This window comes from Microvirga roseola (assembly GCF_020866965.1).
Lineage (GTDB): Bacteria > Pseudomonadota > Alphaproteobacteria > Rhizobiales > Beijerinckiaceae > Microvirga > Microvirga roseola.
The window spans coordinates 1-21581 of record NZ_JAJATX010000058.1; the positions used below are offsets into that span (position 1 = coordinate 1).

The 21581-nt window shown below is 64.1% G+C and carries 24 protein-coding genes; 13 read left to right on the forward strand and 11 right to left on the reverse strand.

Going from position 1 to position 21581, the window contains the following annotated elements; all coding sequences use genetic code 11:
• Positions 1 to 88 precede the first annotated feature (88 nt).
• From LG661_RS20720 to LG661_RS20760, 9 genes are read right to left on the reverse strand one after another with little or no spacing between them, the layout of a single operon-like run.
• Entirely contained in the window at positions 89 to 1111 is a 1023-nt protein-coding gene (locus LG661_RS20720; protein WP_230533884.1) for a cyclase family protein, read from the reverse strand.
• A 35-nt stretch (positions 1112 to 1146) separates the two neighbouring features.
• Entirely contained in the window at positions 1147 to 2250 is a 1104-nt protein-coding gene (locus tag LG661_RS20725) for an SDR family oxidoreductase (protein ID WP_230533885.1), read from the reverse strand.
• A gap of 8 nt (positions 2251 to 2258) precedes the next feature.
• Positions 2259 to 3419: an acyl-CoA dehydrogenase family protein gene (locus tag LG661_RS20730; protein WP_230533886.1), complete on the reverse strand. Its 1161-nt coding sequence runs from the start codon at positions 3417 to 3419 to the stop codon at positions 2259 to 2261.
• A 10-nt stretch (positions 3420 to 3429) separates the two neighbouring features.
• Positions 3430 to 4293 carry a MaoC/PaaZ C-terminal domain-containing protein gene (locus LG661_RS20735; protein WP_230533887.1) on the reverse strand — a complete coding sequence of 288 codons (864 nt, stop codon included), beginning with the start codon at positions 4291 to 4293 and terminating at the stop codon, positions 3430 to 3432.
• A gap of 3 nt (positions 4294 to 4296) precedes the next feature.
• Positions 4297 to 5211, reverse strand: coding sequence for an SDR family NAD(P)-dependent oxidoreductase (locus LG661_RS20740; RefSeq protein WP_230533888.1), 915 nt, complete (start codon positions 5209 to 5211; stop codon positions 4297 to 4299).
• A gap of 19 nt (positions 5212 to 5230) precedes the next feature.
• A complete protein-coding gene (locus LG661_RS20745; protein ID WP_230533889.1) occupies positions 5231 to 6385 on the reverse strand; it encodes a thiolase in 1155 nt (384 codons plus the stop codon).
• A complete protein-coding gene (locus LG661_RS20750) occupies positions 6379 to 6768 on the reverse strand; it encodes a Zn-ribbon domain-containing OB-fold protein (RefSeq protein WP_230533890.1) in 390 nt (129 codons plus the stop codon). The genes LG661_RS20745 and LG661_RS20750 overlap by 7 nt, the downstream gene beginning before the upstream one ends.
• Positions 6765 to 7376, reverse strand: coding sequence for a hypothetical protein (locus tag LG661_RS20755; RefSeq protein WP_230533891.1), 612 nt, complete (start codon positions 7374 to 7376; stop codon positions 6765 to 6767). Before LG661_RS20755 ends, LG661_RS20750 begins: the two co-directional genes overlap by 4 nt.
• Before the next feature lie 5 nt (positions 7377 to 7381).
• On the reverse strand, positions 7382 to 8164 hold the full coding sequence (locus LG661_RS20760) for an enoyl-CoA hydratase/isomerase family protein (RefSeq protein ID WP_230533892.1): 783 nt from the start codon (positions 8162 to 8164) through the stop codon (positions 7382 to 7384).
• 205 nt (positions 8165 to 8369) lie between these two features.
• On the opposite strand from LG661_RS20760, the gene LG661_RS20765 reads away from it, so the two are divergent.
• From LG661_RS20765 to LG661_RS20825, 13 genes are all read left to right on the forward strand, one after another.
• Positions 8370 to 9521 carry an ABC transporter substrate-binding protein gene (locus LG661_RS20765; protein ID WP_230533894.1) on the forward strand — a complete coding sequence of 384 codons (1152 nt, stop codon included), beginning with the start codon at positions 8370 to 8372 and terminating at the stop codon, positions 9519 to 9521.
• A gap of 10 nt (positions 9522 to 9531) precedes the next feature.
• Positions 9532 to 10308, forward strand: coding sequence for an ABC transporter ATP-binding protein (locus LG661_RS20770; protein WP_230533895.1), 777 nt, complete (start codon positions 9532 to 9534; stop codon positions 10306 to 10308).
• A complete protein-coding gene (locus LG661_RS20775; RefSeq protein ID WP_230533897.1) occupies positions 10305 to 11042 on the forward strand; it encodes an ABC transporter ATP-binding protein in 738 nt (245 codons plus the stop codon). The genes LG661_RS20770 and LG661_RS20775 overlap by 4 nt, the downstream gene beginning before the upstream one ends.
• The gene (locus LG661_RS20780) at positions 11042 to 11908 is read left to right on the forward strand and encodes a branched-chain amino acid ABC transporter permease (RefSeq protein ID WP_230533898.1); all 867 of its coding nucleotides are present in this window, start codon (positions 11042 to 11044) and stop codon (positions 11906 to 11908) included. Before LG661_RS20775 ends, LG661_RS20780 begins: the two co-directional genes overlap by 1 nt.
• Before the next feature lie 2 nt (positions 11909 to 11910).
• Positions 11911 to 12897: a branched-chain amino acid ABC transporter permease gene (locus tag LG661_RS20785; RefSeq protein ID WP_230533900.1), complete on the forward strand. Its 987-nt coding sequence runs from the start codon at positions 11911 to 11913 to the stop codon at positions 12895 to 12897.
• A 2-nt stretch (positions 12898 to 12899) separates the two neighbouring features.
• Positions 12900 to 14099 (forward strand): acyl-CoA dehydrogenase family protein, encoded by a 1200-nt coding sequence (locus tag LG661_RS20790; RefSeq protein WP_230533901.1) that lies wholly within the window; start codon positions 12900 to 12902, stop codon positions 14097 to 14099.
• Positions 14099 to 14740, forward strand: a complete 642-nt coding sequence (locus tag LG661_RS20795; RefSeq protein WP_230533903.1) for a TetR/AcrR family transcriptional regulator — start codon at positions 14099 to 14101, stop codon at positions 14738 to 14740. Before LG661_RS20790 ends, LG661_RS20795 begins: the two co-directional genes overlap by 1 nt.
• A 2-nt stretch (positions 14741 to 14742) precedes the next feature.
• Positions 14743 to 16077, forward strand: coding sequence for a phenylacetate--CoA ligase family protein (locus LG661_RS20800; RefSeq protein WP_230533905.1), 1335 nt, complete (start codon positions 14743 to 14745; stop codon positions 16075 to 16077).
• Positions 16078 to 16081: 4 nt separating this feature from the next.
• Positions 16082 to 17164: a CoA transferase gene (locus LG661_RS20805; protein WP_230533906.1), complete on the forward strand. Its 1083-nt coding sequence runs from the start codon at positions 16082 to 16084 to the stop codon at positions 17162 to 17164.
• A gap of 14 nt (positions 17165 to 17178) precedes the next feature.
• Entirely contained in the window at positions 17179 to 17994 is an 816-nt protein-coding gene (locus tag LG661_RS20810) for an SDR family NAD(P)-dependent oxidoreductase (RefSeq protein ID WP_230533908.1), read from the forward strand.
• Between the two features lie 9 nt (positions 17995 to 18003).
• Positions 18004 to 19197: a CaiB/BaiF CoA transferase family protein gene (locus LG661_RS20815; RefSeq protein ID WP_230533910.1), complete on the forward strand. Its 1194-nt coding sequence runs from the start codon at positions 18004 to 18006 to the stop codon at positions 19195 to 19197.
• A 23-nt stretch (positions 19198 to 19220) separates the two neighbouring features.
• On the forward strand, positions 19221 to 19673 hold the full coding sequence (locus LG661_RS20820) for a PaaI family thioesterase (protein WP_230533911.1): 453 nt from the start codon (positions 19221 to 19223) through the stop codon (positions 19671 to 19673).
• Positions 19674 to 19861: 188 nt separating this feature from the next.
• Positions 19862 to 20089, forward strand: coding sequence for a DUF6894 family protein (locus LG661_RS20825; protein WP_230533913.1), 228 nt, complete (start codon positions 19862 to 19864; stop codon positions 20087 to 20089).
• Positions 20090 to 20236: 147 nt separating this feature from the next.
• Here LG661_RS20825 and LG661_RS20830 read toward each other — a convergent pair whose 3' ends face one another.
• Both LG661_RS20830 and LG661_RS25160 read right to left on the reverse strand, forming a co-directional pair.
• Positions 20237 to 21241: an aldo/keto reductase gene (locus tag LG661_RS20830; protein WP_268995499.1), complete on the reverse strand. Its 1005-nt coding sequence runs from the start codon at positions 21239 to 21241 to the stop codon at positions 20237 to 20239.
• A gap of 91 nt (positions 21242 to 21332) precedes the next feature.
• Entirely contained in the window at positions 21333 to 21467 is a 135-nt protein-coding gene (locus LG661_RS25160) for a hypothetical protein (protein ID WP_268995498.1), read from the reverse strand.
• Positions 21468 to 21581: the final 114 nt, after the last annotated feature.

The window sequence follows — 21581 nt, forward strand, 5'->3', positions numbered from 1 at the left end:
CAGGGCTGCCGGCTATGCGTCCGTTTAACCGTCCGATGCTTTAGCATGGAGCCAAGCCAGATTCTGGTGATTGCAAACAAGCGTATCCTTACACGGTCGCAATCGGTGTTGCCGGCGAACCGACAGCGCCGGGGAGCCGCAAGGGAGGAGCCGTCAGGAGGAAACTCCAGCGCCCGTTGCTGCGCAGCCACTCGGCTAGATCGGCGAAATACCAGAGTTCGCCGAGATGGATTCCGAGCTTGAAAAGGCAGTGGTTATGCAGGGGTAGGCCGGGATAGATCTCACCGGCGCCTTCTTTCGCCGGGTACGCCTCAACGGCGAAGTTGTCGGCGCAGATCGCAACGATTCCTGAATCTGTGATCCAGTTCAGCAGGCGCCCGTCCCGCCCGTCGAGGACGGAACAGGAGGAGGCCAGGGTTTCACGTTCGGGCTTCTTGCCCATTTCGAGGATCAGGTCGGCAAAGCCGGTGTAGAGACAGAGAAAGTCGCCCGGCTCCACGGAAGCGTCCTGTTCGTCCAGGATCGTCATCAGTTCCTCATAGCCGACAATGGCGCGGCTGCGGCCGTGGCGCGCCTCCAGGTCGACGAGAACGCCTCGTCCCTGGACGCCGCTCGTTGCAAGGTTCTCGATGCCGAGCGCCTGGGCTCCGCGGGCCTCGGGCGCATCGTCCGGCCCGACGATGTCGATGCCGCCGCGGTACCCGTTGTAGTAGACCTTCTCGACCATGCCGTCGCCATCGGCGTCGAAGAGCTGGCCGACATGGCTCAGGGCGTCCCATTGGGTGGAGTACTGCGTATAGAGCAGAACGGCGTCGTCCGAGACGATATCGGAGAAGCAGCCGCAGACATTGCTGAGGCGGAAGTTGTAGTTGTGCCCCGGCCCGCGCCGCTCGTGAAAGAAGCGCGGCTCCTTGCGGTACTCGAAGAGCGTGTTGCCTCCGGGATAATCGAGGGGCAGGCTCAAGGTGAAGGTCCGGCCGTGCGTTACCTCGCGAATGGCGCGGAGCCGCCGCTCGGGAGTCAGGAGGTTCATGCGCCCGATCTGGTCGTGGGGTCCGAAATCCCCCCAGTTCGCTCCTTCAGGTCTCCGAACCCAGCGCTTCTCCGTCATGTCATCCTCCCTTACATTGCCTTTTTGCATTCCGATCATGAGCCGCGCACCGGCGGCAGAATCCGCTTGGCTTCGAGGCTCCGGAACAGATCCCGGAACATATCCTCCGTATCGATGCAGTCGGCGAAGCCGGCCTGCCGGATTTTGATGGTGCTCACGAGGGCAGGTGGCGGCCTGCGCTGTGCGCCATAGGCGAAGGTGAAATCGGCATAGTGGTGCGACTCGCCGAGCACGTCCCGAAGCGACAGGGGGCGCAAGCCATGCTTCTTCACGATCCGGTCCCAAGCCGCCGCTTGTGCGGGCATGAACTCGCCCATCGACATGGGCTTGTCAGGTCCCGGCTCGACGCCCAGCATGCCCGCGATGGCCGGCCAGACATTCTGCCAGACGAAGACGTCGCCGTTCGTGATGTTGAAGGTCTCGTTGCGGGCGGTCGGGGCCACGGCCGCCCAGGCGAGGGCCTTCGCTATGAGACGGGCATCGACAGCCTCCAGCACGTAGGCTGGTCCTCCCGGATAGGAGAAGGGCAATCCCTCTTCCCGGCAGATGGCCGCGTAGGCCCCGATCACGGGCGTAAGGTTCATTGCTACGCCGACGACATCGCCGAAGACCACTTGCGGGCGGAAGATCGTGGTGCCGAAGCCGTGGCTGGCCGCAGCGTCACGCAGAAAATCCTCCTGCAGCCAGTAGAAATTCTCGTGCGGGTCGCGGGGCCAGCGCTCACGCGCAGGAACAGCGATGCGGTGGATGTGAATGCCGTAGGCCTTCGTGCCCTGGAGAAGGCTCACATGCTGAAGGCTTCTGGATTTCTCCAGCAGAGGTTCCAGCAGGTTGCGCAGCATGGCGAGGTTCGTCGCCATCTGCTCGGGATCGCGCCAGCCTTCGACGAGCCCCGGCTTCTCGTAGAGTGCGGCATAGACGAGATGCGTGACCTCGGGCATGGCCGCCACCGCTGAACGGCAGGGTTCGGGGTCGCGCAGGTCGACGGCGACATGACGGAACGAACCATCATCCGGGATATCCAGTCGGCGGCGGGACAGGGCGATCGTGGTCCAGCCGCCCAGGCTCTTGAAGTGCTCCACGGCAGCCTTTCCGACGACACCCGTCGCTCCGGCGATCAGAACGGTCTTTCCCGTCATCGTCCGCCTCACTTTCGCTGGTCGAAGCGCCGCCCGACGAGCTCGGCCGCGATGTTGACCTTCTGGATGTCGATGGCGCCGCCTGCGATGCCCCAGCCGAAGGAGTCCCGCAGCCGCCGCTCCATGCCGTATTCCTTGGCATAGCCATAGCCGCCCATGAGCTGCAGGGCGGTTGCCGTGACCTCGCGGGTGATCTCGTTGGCGTAGCACTTCGCCATGGACGCCTCGCGGACATTCGGCAGACCCGTGCCCGCATTGGCGGCCGCCCGGTGGATCATCAGGCGGGAAGCCTCGACTTTCATGGCCATTTCTGCGAGGCGGATCTGCACCGCCTGAAAATCGACAATGGCTTTTCCGAACTGCTTGCGCTCCTGGACGTACGCGGTCACATGCTCGAGCGCGCCCGCCGCGACGCCGAGGGCCATGGTCGCGTTGCCGAGGCGCTCGATATTGAACAGACCCATCAGGCTCGGGAAGCCGCCCGGGCCGACGAGAAGGTTCTCGCGCGGCACCCGCACGTTCTCGAAATGCATATCGGCCGACGGCACCCCGCGAAAGCCCATGAGTTCTTCCTGCGGGCCGAAGCTCAGGCCCGGGGTATCGCGGTCCACGAAGACGGCACCGATGCCCTTGGCGCCGGGCGTCCCGTCGAAGCGGCAGAAGACGACGTAGCCTTCCGAGTGACCGGCGCCCGAGCACCAGCGCTTGGCTCCATCGATCACGATGGCGTCGCCTTCCAGGCGGGCGCGGGTGCGCAGGTCCGTGAGGGCCGTGCCCGCATCAGGCTCCGACATGGAGATTGCGACGAGCATCTCGCCTGCAACGACCTTGGGTACAACACGCTCCCGCAGGGCAACGCTGCCCAGCTTTTCGACGATTCTCACAGGTCCGGTGCAGCATTCGAAGATCGGGAAGGCTACGCCGACCGAAACTGTCGCGAACTCCTCCATCACGAGGAGGGCGTCGAGATGGGACAGGCCCAGCCCGCCGAGTTCAGGATCCGCATTGATGCCGAGAAAGCCCATCTCGGCATAGCGCTTGAGCCAGTCGTGCGGGACGGGATGCGCCGTCTCCTCGATCTTGTTGGCGAGTGTCGGCAACTCGTTCTGCGCGAAGCGGCGGGCGCTCTCCTGCAGGGCGCGCTGGTCGTCGGTGAGCCTGAAATCCATTTTTGTCTCCTCAGGCCGCGTATTCGAAAAGGCCATTGTTGAAAACCACGGCGTCGCGAGCCGCGATCCGCGCCCGGAAGGCGGCCCGTCCGGGCTCCTCCCGCCAGATGTCGATCGTGATTGTCTCGCCGGGGAAAACCGGCGCGGAAAACCGTCCTTCGAGTGCCTGAACCCGCTCTGGTTCGTAATTGCAGAGCGCAGCCATCAGCCCGTGGCACGCGACGCCATACGTCGCGAGGCCGTGCAGGATCGGGCGGTCGTACCCGGCCTTGCTGGCGATGGCAGGGTCTGCGTGAAGAGGATTGAGGTCGCCCGAGAGGCGATAGATCAGCGCTATCTGGGGATGCGTCGGCACGTCGGCGCTCAGGTCCGGCGCACGCTCCGGGATGGCATGCGGCACGCGGGGAGTCTCGCTTTTGCCGCCGAAGCCGCCATCGCCGCGACAGAACACGGTCTGGAGAAGCGTCGCAAGCGTCTCGCCGGTGGCCGCGTCCGTGATGACCCGCTCGGCATAGACGAGTGCGCCTTTACCTTCGCCCTTGTCGACGAGATCGACGATGCGGGTGCGGCCGACGACCTCGCCCTCCGGTGGAAGGGGACGATGGAGGCGCATGGCCTGTTCGCCATGCACAACTTTGACCCAATCAATGCCGGTGTCGAGATCCCGCATCCAGAAGCCCGGATAGGCGAGCACATTTGCCATGGTCGGCACAGCCTTCAGCTTCGTCTCATCGACGAAGCACAACTGCCGCTCATCCATCGGGTCGAGGCCGAATCCAAGGCCAAGAGCGTAGATGATGCTGTCCCGCCAGGTGAAGGTCTGGCGGATCTCGGGAAAACGGAGCGCGAAAAGCTTTTCGGGATCGAGAGGCATGGGTCAGACCGGGTCCCAGGAGAAAACGTCGGCGGAGCGCTCGAGCGGCGTCAGGGATGGGCCGAAGGCTCCGGGGAGCTGTTCGGCCAGCGCCTCGGGGCTCCAGCCCTCGCCGCGGTGGAGCGAGCGCACGGGACGGGGCTGGCTCATCAGGAAGATCTCGTTGTTGCGAACCGCGAAGACCTGGCCGGAGATGTCCTTGGCGGCGTCCGATCCCAGGAATGCGACCATGGGCGCGATTTTCTCGGGCGTCATCTGCTTGAGCTTGGCGACGCGGATCTTGTCGGCTTCGGTCTCTGTCGGAATGGAGCTGACCATCCGGCTCCAGGCAAAAGGCGCAATGCAATTGGAGCGGACATTGAAGCGCTGCAGGTCCATGGCGATGGCGCGAGACAGACCGACGATGCCGAGCTTTGCGGCCATGTAGTTCGCCTGACCGAAATTGCCGATCAGCCCGGCCGTCGAGGTCATGTGGACGTAGGAGCCGGATTGCTGCTGCCGGAAATGAGTGGCGGCCGCCCGGCTGACATTGAAGCTGCCATGAAGATGCACGTCGATCACGGCGCGCCATTCCTCCGGCGCCATGCGGTGGAAGATTGCGTCGCGTAGGATCCCGGCATTGTTCACGACGATGTCGACCCGGCCGAAATTGTCGAGTGCCGCCTGAACGATGCGCTCAGCGCCTTCCCACTCGGACACCGAGTCGCGGCTTGCAGCCGCCCGTCCGCCGGCATTGCGGATCGCTGCCGCGGCTTCCTCGGCCGCGGAGGCGTTTTCGACCTCCCCCGTCAGCGTGACGCCGACATCATTGATGACGACGCTCGCGCCGGCTTTGGCCAAGCCTTCCGCGATCGCCCTGCCAACGCCCTGGCCCGCGCCTGTGACGATGGCGACCTTGCCGTCCAGCATCCCTGCCATGGTCGAATTCTCCCTGCGTTCAAATGGTTGCTGCTGTTCCGAGAATGGCGGTCGCCTGGCTCGAAAGCACACCGCCATTGGCATGGGCGAGAGCGACCTCCGCTCCCGGGACCTGGCGTTCGCCGCAGTCGCCGCGTAACTGCTCTACCGCTTCAATGATCGTGAACAGCCCGTACATGCCTGGATGATTGCACGAGAGGCCTCCGCCATTCGTGTTCACCGGGAGTGCGCCGCCAGGCGCTATCGCGCCGCTCGACACGAAGGCTCCGCCTTCTCCCTTTGAACAGAAGCCGAGATCCTCCAGGAACAAAAGCGTCGTGACCGTGAAAGCGTCATAGACCATCACATGGTCGATGCCGGACGGGCCGACGCCCGCCATGTCATAGGCTCTCCGGCCCGACTCGACGGCGGCGGTCGTGGTCAGGTCCGGCATCGCCGCGATCTGCCGGTGGCTTATGGCGGTGCCGGTCCCGAGAACGTAGATCGGCGGTTTGGCGAGATCGCGCGCCCTGTCCGCCCGGGTCAGCACCAAGGCAGCGCCGCCATCGGTCACGAGGCAGCAATCGGCCCGGGTGATTGGATCGCTGACCATCCTTGACGACAGGATCTCGTCACGGGTCAGCGGCCCGCGGGCGAAGGCATCCGGATTCAGATTGGCCCAGGCGCGTGCCGCCACCGCGACATCAGCGAGGTTCTCGCGGGTGGTGCCGTAATCGTGCATGTGTCGTGCAGCGGCCAGCGCATAGCTCGAGATCGGATAACGTGGCCTGTAGGGAGCCTCATAGGGCTGTGGGTCCGGCATGGAGACAAGCCGCCCCCCAGCGCTCAACTGGTTGGAGCCGTAGCAGACCAGAGCAACGTCGCATAAGCCGTGGTCGAGAGCTGAAACGGCGTTCTGGAGGTGGAACAGGAACGAAGCGCCACCGACCATGGTGCCGTCGGCATGCCGCACGGATACCCCAAGGCGCTCCGCCGCATTGAGGACCGGAAGGCCGGAAGATGAGATGGCGCAGAAGAGTCCGTCCACATCCTTCAACCCGATCCCGCAATCCTCGAGCGCAAGGATGGCGGCTTCTTGCATCTGGTCGAACGGCGTGCGCCCGGGAGCGTTCCAGCGCTTGGTGTTGCCGATGCCGGCAATGGCCGCGCGGCCGCGAAGCGGATGGCTCACCATGCACCTCCCTCTTTCGGTTCGAACAGGACGATGGCCTCCGGCTCCCGGACGATGCGCGCCCGGACCTCCATCCCGATCCGCACCTCGTCGGGCGCGACACCGCCGACACTGCTCATCATGCGCGCGCCTTCAGCCAAATCGATCAGCGAAACGTTGTAGCTGTTGTCGCGCTCGCGCACGGTCGTTGCCGAATAGACCTTGCCGCTCCCGGACGCCTCCTTCCACTCGAGATCGGAAGAACCGCAGGCTCCGCAGACCATGGCAGGCGGAAAGCGGCAAGCATGGCATGTCCGGCAATGCTGCAGCAGGAAGCGGCCCTCATCGAGTGCCGTGCGCCACACTTCGTCCGGCCCTGGACCGCCGAAACGGGGATCGGTGCTCATGGCGCACCTCCTTGGGCGTTATGGGAGAACCAGAAGTCGAAGGCGAGCGCCTCCTTGAGCGGCAGCTCCGTGGAGGCCTGGAGGCTGCGCTTGATACGCCGCCCGATTCCATCCTCTTCCAGGGTTTCCGCAACCTGACGGATGTGGGCGGCAGGATCTTTCGAGCGGACCGCAAAACCGTTCTCGACCAGGATTGCCAGCAGGTCGGTCGCTAACGAGAAGAGGACCGCCCGGGCGCGCGAGGAGCCTACGCGATGGTGGAGAAGGGCCGTCAGGCCGGGAGAAGTCCGCCAATTGCCGTCTATGCTCGTCTCGGAACCGATCACGGCCTGATCCGCTGCGAGCATGAGCGGAATCCCGCGCCTGCCTACAGAGCCGGAGGGCAGGGCGAAGACGGGAAGGGGAGTTTCCAGCAGGAGGTTCGTCAGATCTCGAAGAGCTTCAGGATCCGTGACATCTCCATCGAAGGAGCCGGCGAGGACGAGAACGGCGGCTTTCTCGGCTTCGCGGAAGGCGCGCCTCATGCGTGCGAGGCGCTCAGCATCCGTCTCGGTGCCGGAGAATTCGATCCGATGCAGCGCACCGGGGCTTTGCAGATGGTCCGTCATGCCGTCTAGCGCCCGTGATATTGAGGAGGGCGCTTTTCGAGGAAGGCCGCGGTGCCTTCCTTGGCGTCCTCGGTGCCGAGAAGTCCGGCCATGAGCGAAACCTCGTGGGCCAGGGCAGCGTGCAGGTTCATCGTTGCGATACTGCCTAGTGCGGCCTTCGCCGCTCGGCTCGCAAGGGGCGCCTTCGCCGCAATGGCGCGTGCCTTTGCGAGGCTTGCTTCCACGATGCGCTCCGCGGGCACGACCTCATCGGCAAGGCCGATGCGCCGCGCTGTCCACGCATCGACGAAATGCCCAAGCAGCGCGGCCTCGATCTGAGGCCCCGATCCGGTTCTGGAGCGCCAGAGCTGCGTGCCGCCGGCGCCTGGAATAATGCCGAGATTGATCTCGGGCTGTCCGAAGACCGCATTGTCTGCGGCGATGATCAGGTCGCAGGCGAGCGCCAGTTCGCATCCTCCGCCGAGGCAGAAGCCGGCGACGCCCGCCACAATGGGCTTTTCCGTGCGCGCGATGCTCTCGAATGCACGACGGGTAGGAGAGGCCATGTAAGATGCGGGCGAGTGGCCGGCGAGAACATCGATATCCGCTCCGGCCGAGAAATTCTTCGGGCCGCCCGTTACGACGACAGCGCGAATCGCCGGGTCCTGGTCGGCGGCGGCAAGCTCTGCGGCCAAGCGCTCGAGAATGCCCGGATTGAGCGCATTGCGGGCCGCCGGGCGGTCGATCGTTAGGATCAGGACGGCGTCGGTCCTCTCGACCCTGACTGAAGCATCGTCGCTGGCTGACATGTCTGCTCCTATTTCCGAACAAGAGGCTACATACTATGCAGTATGTGCGCAAGAGGGGCATTCATATTGCTGCGCTGCAGCAGAAAGTGCCTGAATTGCCGTACATTGTGACGAGCGCGCATCATGATTGACACGGGAGCATACTCATCAGTATCGTGGCTCAAATAATAAAAACGAGAACGACGTTCAAACAGGAGGAAGGCTCATGAAGGTTCTGAAGATTCTTGCAGCGGCGGCGCTCGGCGCCCTCGCTTTTGCAGGGCCGGTGCATGCCCAGGCTCAGCAGCCGGTCAAGGTCGGCGTCATCTTTCCCTTGAGCGGCGGGGCTGGCCCTCAGGGGCAGCACGTCACCCAGGCCATCCAGGCCATGGCTTCCATCATCAACGAATCGGGTGGCGTGATGGGCCGGCCGATCGAGATCGTCTCGCGTGACGACGAATCGACGCCTGCCGTCGGCGTCTCTCGCGCCAATGAGCTCATTTCCGAGGGAGTCTCGGTGATCATTGAAGGCTGGAACAGCCCTGTCACGCTTGCCATGCAGCCGGTGATCAACCGCGCAGGCATCCTCGACATCACCGCGATCTCGAAGGCGGATCCGATCCTCTCCGGCGAAGGTAATCCGCTCGCCGTGCGCCTCAACAGCTCGAATTCCCAGGATGGTGCGGTCATCGCGAAATACATCGCGGACAGCGGAGCCAAACGCGTGGCCTTCCTCACGGAGAACGACGCCTACGGAAACGGCGCGCAGGAGGCCATCGAGGCCGAGCTGACGAAAATGAACTATCAATACGAAAAGGTTGCGGAAGAGAAATTTCCGTTCAGCCAGGCCGATTTCCGCGTCGCCCTGACCAACGTGCGGGCAGCCAATCCGGACGTGACGGTGGCGATCAACGCCAACGAAGGCCTCGGCATGCCGGCTTTGATCCGCCAGGCAAAGCAGAGCCGTCTTCCCGGCAAGCTGGTGACGGCGGTGGGTACGGTCGCGCCGAGCGTGATCAAGGTTGCGGGCGAAGCTGCCAACGGGGTGATCGGCGCTGACATCTACTTCCCGGATGTGGAGCCCTTCGCCTCCAACCCGGAGAACCAGAAGTTCGTCAAGAAGACGCAGGAGATGTTCAACTATACGCCCGACAAGTACATGGCCCTCGGCGCGACGGCCCTGCAGGTCTGGGCCAAGGCAGCGAACGAGTTGAAGTCGCTGGACAAGGAGCCTCTCGCTAAGCGCATCCGCGGGGGCAGCTTCGAGGGCACCATCATGGGAGACGTCAAGTTCGCCTCCAATGGCCAGCTCGAGTCCAATCACAAGCTCTTCACGGTCGAAGACCAGAAGATCGTCGTTCGTCCGGCCTCGAACTGAGGGTACTGCAATGTCCGGCGTCACGGGACCGGTTCTGCGCGTCGAAGGCCTGGGCGTCAGCTATGGCGCACTCATCGCCCTCGACGACGTCACCTGGAGCGTCCGCGAAGGCGAGATCCTCGGGATCATCGGCCCCAACGGCGCCGGAAAAAGCTCCTGCTACGATGCCGTCACGCATCTGGTTCGCAGAAGGGGGCAGGTCTTCCTGAACGGCGAGGAGGTCACGGACATCGCGCCGCATCTCCTCGCCGAGCGCGGCCTGAAGCGGGCGTTCCAGCAGAATGCCTTCTTCCACGAGATGACGGTGCTGGAGAACATGATGACGGTTCTCCAGGACCGTTACGGAACAGGTCTCCTGGCCACGGCGCTGCTCCCGTTCACGGAAGCGCGCCGGCGGCGGGATGCAGTCGAGGATGCGCGGCAGCGCCTCTTGCGCTTCGGCATCCCGGAGGCCTATCACGGGCTCAAGCCCACCAACATTCCATATGGCACGCAGCGGATGCTCTCCATTGCGCTCGCCTATGGCAGCGGGGCGAAGGCCCTGCTCCTCGACGAGCCCGCCGCCGGTCTCGGCGGCGTGGACATGACGCATCTCATCGACCTTCTGATCTCGCTCAAGCAGGAAGGACTGGCTCTGGTGGTCATCGAGCATCACATGGATCTCATCATGTCGGTCGCGGACAAGATCGTCGTGCTCGAGCAGGGTCGGCTGCTCGCCACCGGCTCGCCGCAACAGATCCAGTCCGATCCGCGAGTCCTCGAAGCCTATCTGGGGCGCGCCCAATGAGCACCCGACCGGTTCTTGAGGCCACGGATCTCAAGGTCGCCTACGGCGGCAATCTCGCACTCGACCTGCCGTGCATCGCGGTCCGCGAGCGGGAGCTCGTCGGCGTCGTCGGCGCCAATGGGGCAGGGAAGTCGACCCTCGTGAACAGCCTTCTCGGGTGGTCGCGCGGTTCTCCGAAAGTCTCCGGCAAGGTGCTGCTCGACGGCAGGGATGTCTCCGCCCTGCCTCCCCATGAGCGGGTCAAGGCCGGGCTGCTGCTCATTCCTGAGGGAAAGCTGGTCTTCACGCAGATGAGCGTGGAGGAGAATCTCGCATCGACAATGGATGGCGCCCCCACCGATCAGGGGAGGCGACGCTATTCGACGGACGAGGTCTACTCGCTCTTTCCCCGACTCTACGAGCGTCGCCACCATCTCGGGTCTCAGCTCTCGGGGGGCGAGCGGCAGATGCTCGGAATCGCCCGGGCGCTCAGGCTCGGTCCGCGTGCGCTCCTTCTCGACGAACCCTCCATCGGATTGGCCCCCCGGCTTGTCTCGACCGTTCTCGAAACCGTGCGCTCTCTCGTCGATTCAGGGCTCACCGTCCTCCTCGTCGAGCAGAATGTCCATGCCGCCATCGAGGTTGTCGACCGCTTGGTCCTGCTCGAACGCGGGCGCATCCTCGCCGAAGGGCCTGCATCCGAAATGCGGGACGACCCACGGATCGCTGAGGCCTATCTCGGAGCGCATGTCTGATGAATCTTACGCAGCAGCTCATCAACGGTATCGTCCTCGGCCACGCTTATGCGCTCATTGCCATCGGCTGGACCGTGCTCCTCGGGGTCGCCCGGCTCGTCAATTTCGGGCACGGCCAGATGTACATGCTGGGCGCATTCGTAACTTGGTACGGCATCTCGCGGCTGGGTCTGCCCTACATTCTGGCCATTCCGCTCGCCATGCTCATCGGCGTCGTCGTCGGCTACATCATGCAGCGCGTCCTGCTTCAGCTCACCCTGAAGCAGGATCTCGTGTCGATCATGATCGTCACGCTGGGCTTCGGCTATGTGCTGCACGGCGCGGCAGCCCTGTTCTTCGGCTCCACCGGACAGATCCTCTCGACTCCCCTGTCGATGCAGGACATCTATTGGGGCGATCTCTGGTTCACCTACCAGGATATCGCTATCGTCGTCGTGACCATCCTCTTCTTTGCGGCGCTGAAGTACATCATCGACCGCACGCGCCTCGGCCGGCTCGCCCGCATGGTTGCAGAGGATCCGCAGCTGGCGGAGCTCGCCGGCATCAACGTGAAGCGGGTCTATCTCGGCGTGTTCGCCTTCGAAGGGGCAGCGGTCGCCTTGGCTGCAGCTCTTGTGGCGCCCCGGACGCCGATCCTGACCTCCATGGGTTTCGAAGAGGTGATCATCACCTTCGTCGTGGTCGTTCTCGGCGGCATCGGCAGCGTGCTGGGCAGCTATCTTGCAGGTCTCGCGCTTGGTCTCTTCGTTGCCTTCTTCGGAGCTTTCGTCTCGCCGGCCTATGCCATGGCCGCGGCCTTCGCGGTTCTGATCGCGGTGCTGGTTATCCGGCCCGGCGGTCTGGCCGTCAGCCCGGGAGGGCGCTGATCATGAGTTCGGGTCTGAAAACCGTCCTGTTCGCAGCTCTCGCTGTCCTCGGATTTTTCGTGCCGATGGCCCTCGGCGGCTCGGGCGCCATCTACGCGGCCTGCGTTCTGATCGCGATCTTTGCGGTCATGTCGTACGGGCTGGACATCATTGTTTCCGACCTCGGCGAGGTCAGTCTTGCCCATACCGTCTTCTTCGCGGTCGGCGCCTATACCACAGCGCTGCTTTCCGCCAGCGCCGGCCTGGGGCCGATCCTCTCCCTGGCCGGTTCGATCCTCGTGGCCCTGGCGGTTGCGGCCCTGCTGGGCCTCGTGACCCTGCAGCTGCGTGAGTTCGTCTTCTCCCTTGTCACCTATGCGGTGGCAGTCGTGGCGGCGACGATTGCACAGAACTGGAGCTTTCTCGGCGGCTCCGACGGGTTGCGCGGCATTCCCCTCTTCGAGATCTCGCTGCTCGGCTTCAGCGCCCGCAACGACCAGGAGCTCTGGCCGGTCGCCTACCTGCTGCTTGTGGTCGCCATCTACATGGTCTCTTCGTTCCGCCGCTCGAAGCTGGGAAAGGCGGCCATGATGGTGCATCTCAACCAGAGGCTGGCAGTGACATCCGGTGTCGATCCGCAGCGGACCCGCTTGCAGGTGTTTCTGCTGTCCGCCCCCATCACCGCTTCCGCCGGATGGCTTTATGCCTATCAGCGCGCCTATATCAGTGCGGACGTCCTTGAGGCCTACTTCCTCATCCTGATGCTCACGGCGGTCGTCGTGATGGGACGCCGCCTGCTGCTCGGGCCGCTCGCAGGCGTCGCTCTGATCCTGGTTCAGGAGAAGTTCTTCTCCTTCGGCGGCTATGTCGACAAGATCATCCTGGGAAGCGTCCTGATCGTCACGCTCGCATTCCTGCCGAACGGCATCGTCGGACTCTTCGCGCCGCTTCGCAGCCTCTTCCCTCGACGCACCATGCCGCTCGGCAAAACCATCCCTGAGAGGAGCTAAACATGACCGTCATCTGGCAACCCGCCCTGGATTCCGACTCCAGGTATTGGCTCTCCGTTGCTGCGAAACTGGCGGACGAGGATTTCGCTCCCCTGGCTGAGGAGCTCGACCGTGAGCAGCGCTATCCCTGGGAGAACGTTCAGCGCCTCGTCGACAGCAAGCTCGCCGGCCTTTTCATCCCGAAGGACTATGGCGGCGAGGGAGCCAGCCTCACGTCGACTGTCGCTGTCGTGGAGAGGATCGGCTCCCGCTGTTCGTCCACGGCGGCCATTCTCTGCGCCTATCAGCTCGGGGCTTTCCCGGTCCTCCTGGCCGGGCGGGACGATCAGAAGAAGCTTTATCTGGGAGAGATGACGAAAGGCGTCGCCACGAGCTTCGCCCTGTCGGAACGCGACGCGGGCTCCGACGCCGCAGCGATCACGGCGACGGCGACCCGCGAGGGGGACGGCTGGCGCCTTCGGGGTGAGAAGTACTGGATCGGCAACGGCGGCGCGTCGCGCTACTACGTGGTCTTCGCGAAGTCGGATCCTGCCGCAGGCGGACGGGGCATCTCGGCCTTCATGGTCGACAAGGAGCAGGACGGGGCCGTCATCGACGAGCTCTCCGACAAGATGGGCATCCGCGGCACGCAGACGTCGAACCTGAAGCTCGATCTTGTGGTGCCGGACGAGGCCCGCATCGGCGAGGTGAACCGGGCGCTGCGCCTTGCCTTCCAGACCCTCAATGTCGGGCGGGTGATGGTGGCCGCACAGTCTCTCGGTCTGGCGCTTGCCGCCTATCGCGAGGCCTCGACCAGAGCGGTGGAGCGCCGGGCCTTCGGTCATGCCATCGTCGACAATCAGGGCATCGGCTTCAAGCTGGCGGACATGGCTGTGGAGATCTCCGCTGCCCGCATGATGCTCTACGAGGCCGCCAAGGCCTATGACGAGGGGAGGGACGTCGCCAACCTGGGGGCGATGGCCAAGCTTTACAGCTCCGAGGTTGCCCACCGCGCAGCCGATGCGGCCGTGCAGATCTGGGGCGGCTTCGGCTATTGCAAGCCCTGCGTCGCCGAACGCCTCTATCGCGACCAGCGCATTCTCGAGATCTACGAGGGGACATCCGAGATCCAGCGTCTTGTCCTGGCGCGCGCCGTGCGCAAAGAAGTCGAGGATGCTTCTGCCGCAGGGCAGGAGGAAACCTCGCATAGACGGAGTGCGTGATGGACGCTGACAGCTCGTCCCTTAAGACGGTCAACGGCAACGAGGCGCGAACCGAGATCGTACGCGCTGCGGCCGAGGTCTTCATGGAGTTCGGCTTCGCGGCCACCTCCATTGATGCCGTTGCGGAACGGCTCGGGGCGACCAAGGGGCGCATCTATCACTACTACGACAGCAAGGCGGAGCTGTACTTCGATGTGCAGATCGCGGCCATGGAGCGTCTCATCCGCGAGATCGAGCCGCTTGCCCGAGGGGGGGGCAATGCAGCGGAACGCCTTGAGGCGATGGCGCTCCGTCATGCGACGATCCTGATGGAAGATCTGCCGATGCAGAAGGTCGCCGTACGCGGGCTCGAGCGCGAGCTTCTGGGCGCGGTTGCCGCACGTCATGCCAAGACCCTGCGCTCGATCATCCGCCTGCGCGACGACTACGAGCAGATCTTCGCGGAGGTCATCGATACCGGCATCAGGGACGGGCTTTTCGTCGACCTGCCGCCGCGCCTTACCACCAAGCCGTTCTTCGGAGCCCTGAACTGGCTGACCGTGTGGTACGTGCCGCGCCGCCTGCAGAAGCCCGAGGACATTGCCGAGATCGCCCGGACGCTGACCGGGTTCGCCATGCGTGGAATTCTCAAGGGAGCCTAGCCGTGAATGCGCAATTGACCCGCCCCCATTCCAAGGACGTCTGGGATCCCGTCGAGCTCTGGTCCCGCGACCAGATCGAGGAATTCCAGCTAACGGCACTGAAGAAGCAGCTGGCCCGGGTCGAAGAGCGCAGCGCCTATTACAAGCAGGTCTTCAAGGAGGCAGGCTTTAGGGCGGCGGATCTGAAGAGCTTGGACGACCTGCACCGTCTGCCGATCACCCGCAAGGCTGACTATGTGGCGGGGCTTCAGGCCGATCCACCGTTCGGGACGCTTCGCGCGGTCAATCTCGACGAGGCGGTCCGGGTTCATTTCTCGTCCGGCACGACGGGGCGGCCATCGCCGGTTCTGTGGACGAAGCGGGATGTCGAGCGCTGGGCCGATCTCTATGCGCGCTATCTCTATGCGCAGGGGCTGAGAGCGGGCGACGTCTTCCAGTGCATGTTCAACTATTCCTGGTTCGTCGGAGGGCTGGGGGCGACCCTCGCGGCGCAATACATCGGCGCGCTCGTGATTCCGGGCGGGTCCGTGGACACCAAGCGGCAGATCGAGACAATCCTGGAATATGGAACCAAGGCCGTCATCGGAACGCCGTCCTTCATGGCGCATGTGGCGGAAGCGGCCGAGGAGATGGGCGTCGATCTGGCGGCATCCTCTGTCAGGATGGTGTGCATCGGCGGCGAACCTGGTGCGAGCATTCCCGGTACCCGCGAGCGCCTGGAGCGCATGTGGGGCGCAAAGATGTTCGACTGCTACGGCGCGCTCGAATGCCAGCCCATCGGCTGGGACACCGCCCTTCAGCTTGGTCCGCAGATCGCAGAGGACTTCATCCACGTCGAGATCCTCGACCCGGACACTCTCGAGCCGGTCGAGGACGGGCAACGCGGCGTTCTCGTTCTGACGCATCTCGACAAGGAGGCCTGTCCGCTCGTGCGCTGGTGGACCGGTGACGTGGTCGTGCGCGACCGGACGCCGACACCGGACGGACGCACCCATGCGACGCTGAAGGGCGGCGTGCTCGGGCGAGCCGACGACATGCTGATCGTGCGCGGTGTCAATCTATTCCCGACGGCCGTCGAGGACATCGTCAGGGCCTTTCCAGGGACGACCAATGAGTACGTCCTCGTCATCGACGATTCCGTCAAGGATCCGAAAAGCGGCTTCCTGACCGGCGTGAAGCTGCGCGTGGAGCGCATGGAGGATGCGCCTGCCGATCTGGGCGAGACGCTCGCTGCGCGTCTGCGCGAGCGCCTGCAGGTCCGCTTCATCGTCGAGGTGCTGCCGGCTGGCACCTTGCCTCGCACGGTCCACAAGGCCAAGCGCGTGATCATGGAGTAGGGTCATGGCAGCGCCGCGCCCACTTGAAGGGAAACGCGTCATCGAGCTGGCGCAGTTCATTGCCGGGCCGACGGCCGCTCAGCTGCTCGCGGACTTTGGAGCGGAGGTCATCAAGATCGAGGCACCGACCGGGGACGGCTCGCGGGGACTGCCCGGCACCGCCTTCGGGAGCGTCTATACCCGCAGCTTCAACACGTCGAAGGCGAGCTTGATCATCGATACGCGTCAGGAGGCAGACCGGCAGCGGCTCGCCGAGCTGCTCGGCTCCGCGGACGCCCTCGTGTGCAACCTGGCTCCCGGGGCCCTGCGGCGTCTCGAACTCGACGCCGCCTCCATTCGGCGCCGATTCCCGCACCTGATCGCAACCCTGATCTCTGGCTATGGGCAGCAGGATGACAGGACCTGCATGGATACCATCGCCCAATGCGAGAGCGGTTTCGCTTGGCTCAACGGGGCGGAGGACGGCAGCCCGCGGATCTCCACGAGCTGGCCCGCGGATTTCTTCTCCGGCCTCTATGCCGCGCTTTCCACAGCCATGGCTCTGGCAGAGCCGGACCGCAAGGAGGGCTGCATCATCGATATCTCCATGATGGAGATCGCCGCCGCCATGCTCCTCGGGCCCGCGGCCCTGCTCGTTTCAGAAGGCGGGAAGCCTGCGCCGGGCACCGGCAACCGGGACCGGGCCTCGGCGCCGTCGGGCGTCTATTCGTGCCAGGATGGCCACATCTACATCTATGGCGGCCTCGATCCCTATTGGGCGAAGCTGAAGCCCCTCGTCGGCGGGCGCGATGCACCGATCGCTGAACGCATCGCCTGTGCCCAGAAGTTCGACGAAAAGGTCGGAGCCTGGACCGCCCAGCGCACCTGCGAGGCGGCTCTCGCCGTCATGAACCAACTCGCCATCCCGGCCGGAGCCGTGCGCGACCCGGTCAGCGCCGTGGAGATGATCCGCGGATTGCGTGAGGGAGCGGTGACCCGCGGGCTTGATACCGGCGAACATGTGCCGAGCTTTCCAGCCCTTTTCGACGGTGAGCGGATCGCCCGCTCGCCAGCCCCGCCGCTTGGCGGCAGCCGTCAGGCCGAATGAACCGGAGCCAGATCATGTCATCCTCCTACAACGAGCCCTACGATGCATCCGTGCTCCGCGACGGTCTTTTTGCGGGGAAGTCCGCTTTTGTGTCCGGGGCGGGTTCGGGCATCGGACGGGCCATCGTGCTGCGGCTTGTCGAACTCGGCATGGCGGTCTTCGGAACGGGGCGGCGCGTTGAAATGCTGGAGGAGACTGGCAGGCTCGCCGAGGGAAAGTCCGGAACATTCACGTACAAGCCCTGCAACGTCCGCGAGACGGAGGCGGTCGAGGCGCTCGTTCACGAAGTGGGCGAGGCGCACGGCATCGACCTTCTGGTCAACAACGCCGGCGGGCAGTTCTTCGCTCCGGGCATCGGGATCAGCCGGAGGGGCTGGGACTCGGTCATCGACCTCAACCTGAGCGCCGTCTTCACGGTGACTAAGGCTGCCTATCCGTATCTCAAGGCGCGGCGCGGCAGCGTGGCGAACATCTCCCTCTCGGGTGTCGACCGTGGCTCGATGGGCCTCGCGCACTCGATCGCCGCGCGAGCCGGTGTTCTCGGAATGACGCGTTCGCTCGCCCTCGAATGGGCGAAGGACGGCGTCAGGCTCAACTGCATCGGCCCCGGCACGGTGGTCACCGAAGGTTTGGCCGGAGAGGCGGCCCGGCCGATGCTCGACCGTCTCGTCGAGGCGACCCCCATGGGAATCCCGACCTCTGTCGAGGAGGTTGCGGAACTGGTCGCGTTTCTCGCCAGCCCGGCCGGGCGGCTGATGACCGGTCAGCTCATCCAGATCGACGGGGCCGCCCATCTCGGCCCGGGCCTTCATATGATCGCGGCCGAGTAGGAGAGATCCATGCTGCCCTTGCAGGGAGTGAAAGTCCTCGATCTCTCGCGCGTGCTCGCGGGTCCCTGGTGCACTCAGACGCTCGCTGATCTGGGAGCAGACGTGTGGAAGATTGAGGAGCCCGCACGTGGGGACGACACGCGAAGCTGGATGCCGCCGGAGATCGGTGGCGAGTCCACCTACTTCATGTGCTGCAACCGCTCCAAGATGTCCGTCGCGCTCGACCTGAAGACCCCTGAGGGACAGGAGGTCGTGCGCCGCCTCGCAGCCAAGGCCGACATTGTCGTCGAGAACTTCCGCAAGGGGGCGCTGGAGCGTTTCGGCCTCGGATACGAGCAGCTTGTGGCCATCAACCCGCGCCTGATCTACTGCTCGATCTCAGGCTATGGCCGCACCGGTTCCCGCGCCGAGGAGGCCGGCTACGATTTTGCCATCCAGGCCGAGAGCGGTCTCATGGCGATCACAGGCGAGCCGGACGGAGCGGCCATGAAGCACGGGATCGCGATCACGGACGTGGTGACCGGCATGAACGCCACGCAGGCCATCCTCGCTGCGCTCCTCGCCCGCGGGAAAACCGGGCGGGGACAGCTCATCGACATCTCCCTCTTTGAATCCGCGGTCGCCCTGCTGGCGAATGTCGGCACCGGCTATCTCGCCACAGGCAATGAACCCAAGCGATTCGGCAACGCGCATGCGACCGTCGTGCCGTACCAGATCTTCGATACGGCCGACGGGGTTCTGGCCCTGGCTGTCGGGAACGATCAGCAGTTCAGGAACCTCTGCATCAAGGTGCTCGAGCGCCCCGGTCTCTGGGATGACGAGCGCTACAGGAAGAATCGTGATCGCGTTTTCAATCGCTCTACTCTGATCCCGGCTCTCGCTGAAGTGTTCAGGACGCGAAGAACAGCCGAGTGGATCGGAGCGCTCAAGCGGGCCGGGGTTCCGGCGGGCCAGGTTCGCAACGTGTCCCAGGTTTTCGCCAGTCCCGAAATCGCGGAGCGAGAAGTCGTCATCGAGGTGCCCGATGCCCGTCACGGAAGCATTAAATTGACGGCCTCGCCCCTGCGCCTGTCGGACACTCCCGTCCGAAGGCCGACGGCACCGCCGCGTCTGGGCGAGAACACGCGTGAGGTCCTGGCCTGCGAGCTTGGAATGTCCGAGCAGGACATCGACCGGTTGGGGGCACAGGCGCTCATTGGTTGAAAGGGCATTGTGAGGAATGTGCGATGAGTGACAGGCCGCCGCTGTCTCAGGAGCCCTCGACCCAGCCGTTCGATCCTGCCGGGGCGGGATGGAGAGTGCGCGATGACGAGCCCGGTCTGATGACACTCGTCGGCCCTTTATGGCAGCACGCCGGTGGGGAGGACCCCAGGTTCGGCTTCGTGGCCGAGGAGAAGCACCTCAACCGCCGGGGCGTCGTCCATGGCGGCATGCTGATGGCCTTTGCCGATCAGGCCCTCGGCCTGACTGCCAGGGAGGTCAAGGGCGGGCTGCCGCAGGCGACGATCCAGCTCGACACCCAGTTCATCGCGCCCGTCTGCATCGGCGAATTCGTCGAGGTTACGCCGCAGGCGGTCCGGAGCACCCGCTCGATCCTGTTCATGCGTGGAACTCTAGTCGTCGGTGAGCGGACCGTTGCCTCCGCCCAGGGAATCTGGAAAGTCCTCAAGGAGGGTTAGATGATCTCGCCGCAAACAGAGCGTTTGCGATCCTCACCTGCTGTCCGGGCAGGCCTGATCCAGCCATTTGCGACCTGGAACTGAAAGCTCGTCCTTGGGCGTTCGAGAGCGAGGTGCTTCAGCGCACCGCCTCCCTTAGGAAAGTATCCAGACTGAGCCTCAATCCACCAGTTGGCAGAGGTCCCTCGATGCGCTGTTACTTTCACCTTGTGTATGGTCAGGAGGTCATTCCCGACAGAACGGGAATTGAAGTCGCCGATCTGGATGCGGCACAGAGCCTGGCGCTGCGAGCTGTCCAGTCGATCCGGGAGAAAGCTGATCAGGTGAACGAGGAATGGCGGGGATGGCAGCTCGACATTGTCTGTCCATTGGGGAGTGTCCTGCTGTCCATTCCCTTGGATACAAGGCTGCAATAGCAACAGCTGGGCTGCTCCCGGCCTCGTGACCTGGTCCTCGGCGCTCCATGAGAAGCACAGCCGCATCTGATGTGTCGCAAAGGCGACGATACTCAATGTGCTATGTCCAGAAGAGCCTACCGGAGGAAGCGCAGCCTCCGGCGCCTGTCAGCAGTAGCGCTCCGGACCGACCGCTTGCGCTTCGGAGTAGCGGTCTCCATGCGCAAAGCCCGCCGGGAGAATAGCTTTGATCTCTGCCAGGTCCTCCTGGGACAGTTGGATAGCCGCGCCGTTTGCAGCTTCAGTGAGATGCTCGGCCGAGCGTGTCCCAGGAATCGGGATGACATGGTCTCCGCGGCTAAGAACCCAGGCAAGCGCTAGAGCCACCGGCGAGTGCCCTTTCATTCGGGCGAAATCAGCAAAGCGGGTGATGGCTTTTCTGTTGTAGCTGAAGTTCGGCTCCATGAAACGTGGGTTGGTCTTTCGGAAGTCAGTGTCTGCGAATGTTGCAGGATCCAGCGGAGTTTCGGAGAAGATGCCGCGGCCCAAGGGAGAGAACGCAACGAAAGCCACCCCAAGGCGCTTGCACGCTTGGATCATCCCGAGTTCTGGAAGCCGCGTCCACAAGGAGTATTCATTCTGTACGGCCATGATGGGGTGAACGGCGCACGCCCTCTCAAGGGAGGCTGGCGAGATCTCGGAGAATCCTATTCCGCCGATCTTACCTTCATCCTTGAGGCGAACCAGCGTTTCAACCACAGCCTCGATGGGTCGCGCCTGCTCGCGTCTGTGGATGTAGAACAGATCGACATGATCGACGCCCAGCCGCCGGAGTGATCCTTCCAGGCACTCCCGCAAATAAGAAGGGGAATTGTCGAAGCTGCGGGGCGGGCCATTGTTGATGCCTGCCTTGGTTGCGATGGTGAAGCGACCTGGATGCCGTTTCACAAAAGAGCCGATCACCTCCTCGGAGACGCCGTTGCCATAGATGTTTGCCACATCCAGGTGGTCGATCCCGAGTTCAAGGGCGCGGTGCAGCGTGCGATGACTCTCGGCCTCGCTGGTGGGGCCGTAGATGCCTCCGAAGCTCATGCAGCCAAGTCCGACCGCCCCAACAGACGGGCCTCCCGCCCCGAATTGACGCTTTTGCAATTCTATAGCCCTCGCTTCCACATCACCGGAACCGGTGACCAATACTCGACAGGCCCTACTATCGGCCCGTTAAAAGGGGTGCAAATGGCACTCGCTCCTCAGAGTCGAGGCCTCAGCCTTTGGTCCCGAGGCTGCGCTTCCCCTCGCGGTTGCCGATGATCGTGAGAGGCCGCCCGAGGACCCGCCTGCGGAACTCGTCGACGCCGGACTTGAGGTGCTTCCAGGGACGTGCCGTCGCTGGGATCATGTGTGCCGCTCAGGGGCATGAACCTATGTGGCGCCTGGATTAAGGTGAGCGCTCGATTTTTGAGCAAAATGGCGGAGAGGGGGAGATTCGAACTCCCGATACGGTTGCCCGTAT

Bases quoted from the DNA above. Each gene is read 5' to 3' on its own strand.
- LG661_RS20730 (WP_230533886.1), bottom strand. From the start codon at position 3,419: ATGGATTTCAGGCTCACCGACGACCAGCGCGCCCTGCAGGAGAGCGCC.
- LG661_RS20775 (WP_230533897.1), top strand. From the start codon at position 10,305: ATGAGCACCCGACCGGTTCTTGAGGCCACGGATCTCAAGGTCGCCTAC.
- LG661_RS20790 (WP_230533901.1), top strand. From the start codon at position 12,900: ATGACCGTCATCTGGCAACCCGCCCTGGATTCCGACTCCAGGTATTGG.
- LG661_RS20720 (WP_230533884.1), bottom strand. From the start codon at position 1,111: ATGACGGAGAAGCGCTGGGTTCGGAGACCTGAAGGAGCGAACTGGGGG.
- LG661_RS20815 (WP_230533910.1), top strand. From the start codon at position 18,004: ATGCTGCCCTTGCAGGGAGTGAAAGTCCTCGATCTCTCGCGCGTGCTC.
- LG661_RS20780 (WP_230533898.1), top strand. From the start codon at position 11,042: ATGAATCTTACGCAGCAGCTCATCAACGGTATCGTCCTCGGCCACGCT.
- LG661_RS20825 (WP_230533913.1), top strand. From the start codon at position 19,862: ATGCGCTGTTACTTTCACCTTGTGTATGGTCAGGAGGTCATTCCCGAC.
- LG661_RS20820 (WP_230533911.1), top strand. From the start codon at position 19,221: ATGAGTGACAGGCCGCCGCTGTCTCAGGAGCCCTCGACCCAGCCGTTC.
- LG661_RS20795 (WP_230533903.1), top strand. From the start codon at position 14,099: ATGGACGCTGACAGCTCGTCCCTTAAGACGGTCAACGGCAACGAGGCG.
- LG661_RS20735 (WP_230533887.1), bottom strand. From the start codon at position 4,293: ATGCCTCTCGATCCCGAAAAGCTTTTCGCGCTCCGTTTTCCCGAGATC.
- LG661_RS20810 (WP_230533908.1), top strand. From the start codon at position 17,179: ATGTCATCCTCCTACAACGAGCCCTACGATGCATCCGTGCTCCGCGAC.
- LG661_RS20770 (WP_230533895.1), top strand. From the start codon at position 9,532: ATGTCCGGCGTCACGGGACCGGTTCTGCGCGTCGAAGGCCTGGGCGTC.
- LG661_RS25160 (WP_268995498.1), bottom strand. From the start codon at position 21,467: ATGATCCCAGCGACGGCACGTCCCTGGAAGCACCTCAAGTCCGGCGTC.
- LG661_RS20740 (WP_230533888.1), bottom strand. From the start codon at position 5,211: ATGGCAGGGATGCTGGACGGCAAGGTCGCCATCGTCACAGGCGCGGGC.
- LG661_RS20760 (WP_230533892.1), bottom strand. From the start codon at position 8,164: ATGTCAGCCAGCGACGATGCTTCAGTCAGGGTCGAGAGGACCGACGCC.
- LG661_RS20785 (WP_230533900.1), top strand. From the start codon at position 11,911: ATGAGTTCGGGTCTGAAAACCGTCCTGTTCGCAGCTCTCGCTGTCCTC.
- LG661_RS20765 (WP_230533894.1), top strand. From the start codon at position 8,370: ATGAAGGTTCTGAAGATTCTTGCAGCGGCGGCGCTCGGCGCCCTCGCT.
- LG661_RS20805 (WP_230533906.1), top strand. From the start codon at position 16,082: ATGGCAGCGCCGCGCCCACTTGAAGGGAAACGCGTCATCGAGCTGGCG.
- LG661_RS20755 (WP_230533891.1), bottom strand. From the start codon at position 7,376: ATGACGGACCATCTGCAAAGCCCCGGTGCGCTGCATCGGATCGAATTC.
- LG661_RS20725 (WP_230533885.1), bottom strand. From the start codon at position 2,250: ATGACGGGAAAGACCGTTCTGATCGCCGGAGCGACGGGTGTCGTCGGA.
- LG661_RS20750 (WP_230533890.1), bottom strand. From the start codon at position 6,768: ATGAGCACCGATCCCCGTTTCGGCGGTCCAGGGCCGGACGAAGTGTGG.
- LG661_RS20745 (WP_230533889.1), bottom strand. From the start codon at position 6,385: ATGGTGAGCCATCCGCTTCGCGGCCGCGCGGCCATTGCCGGCATCGGC.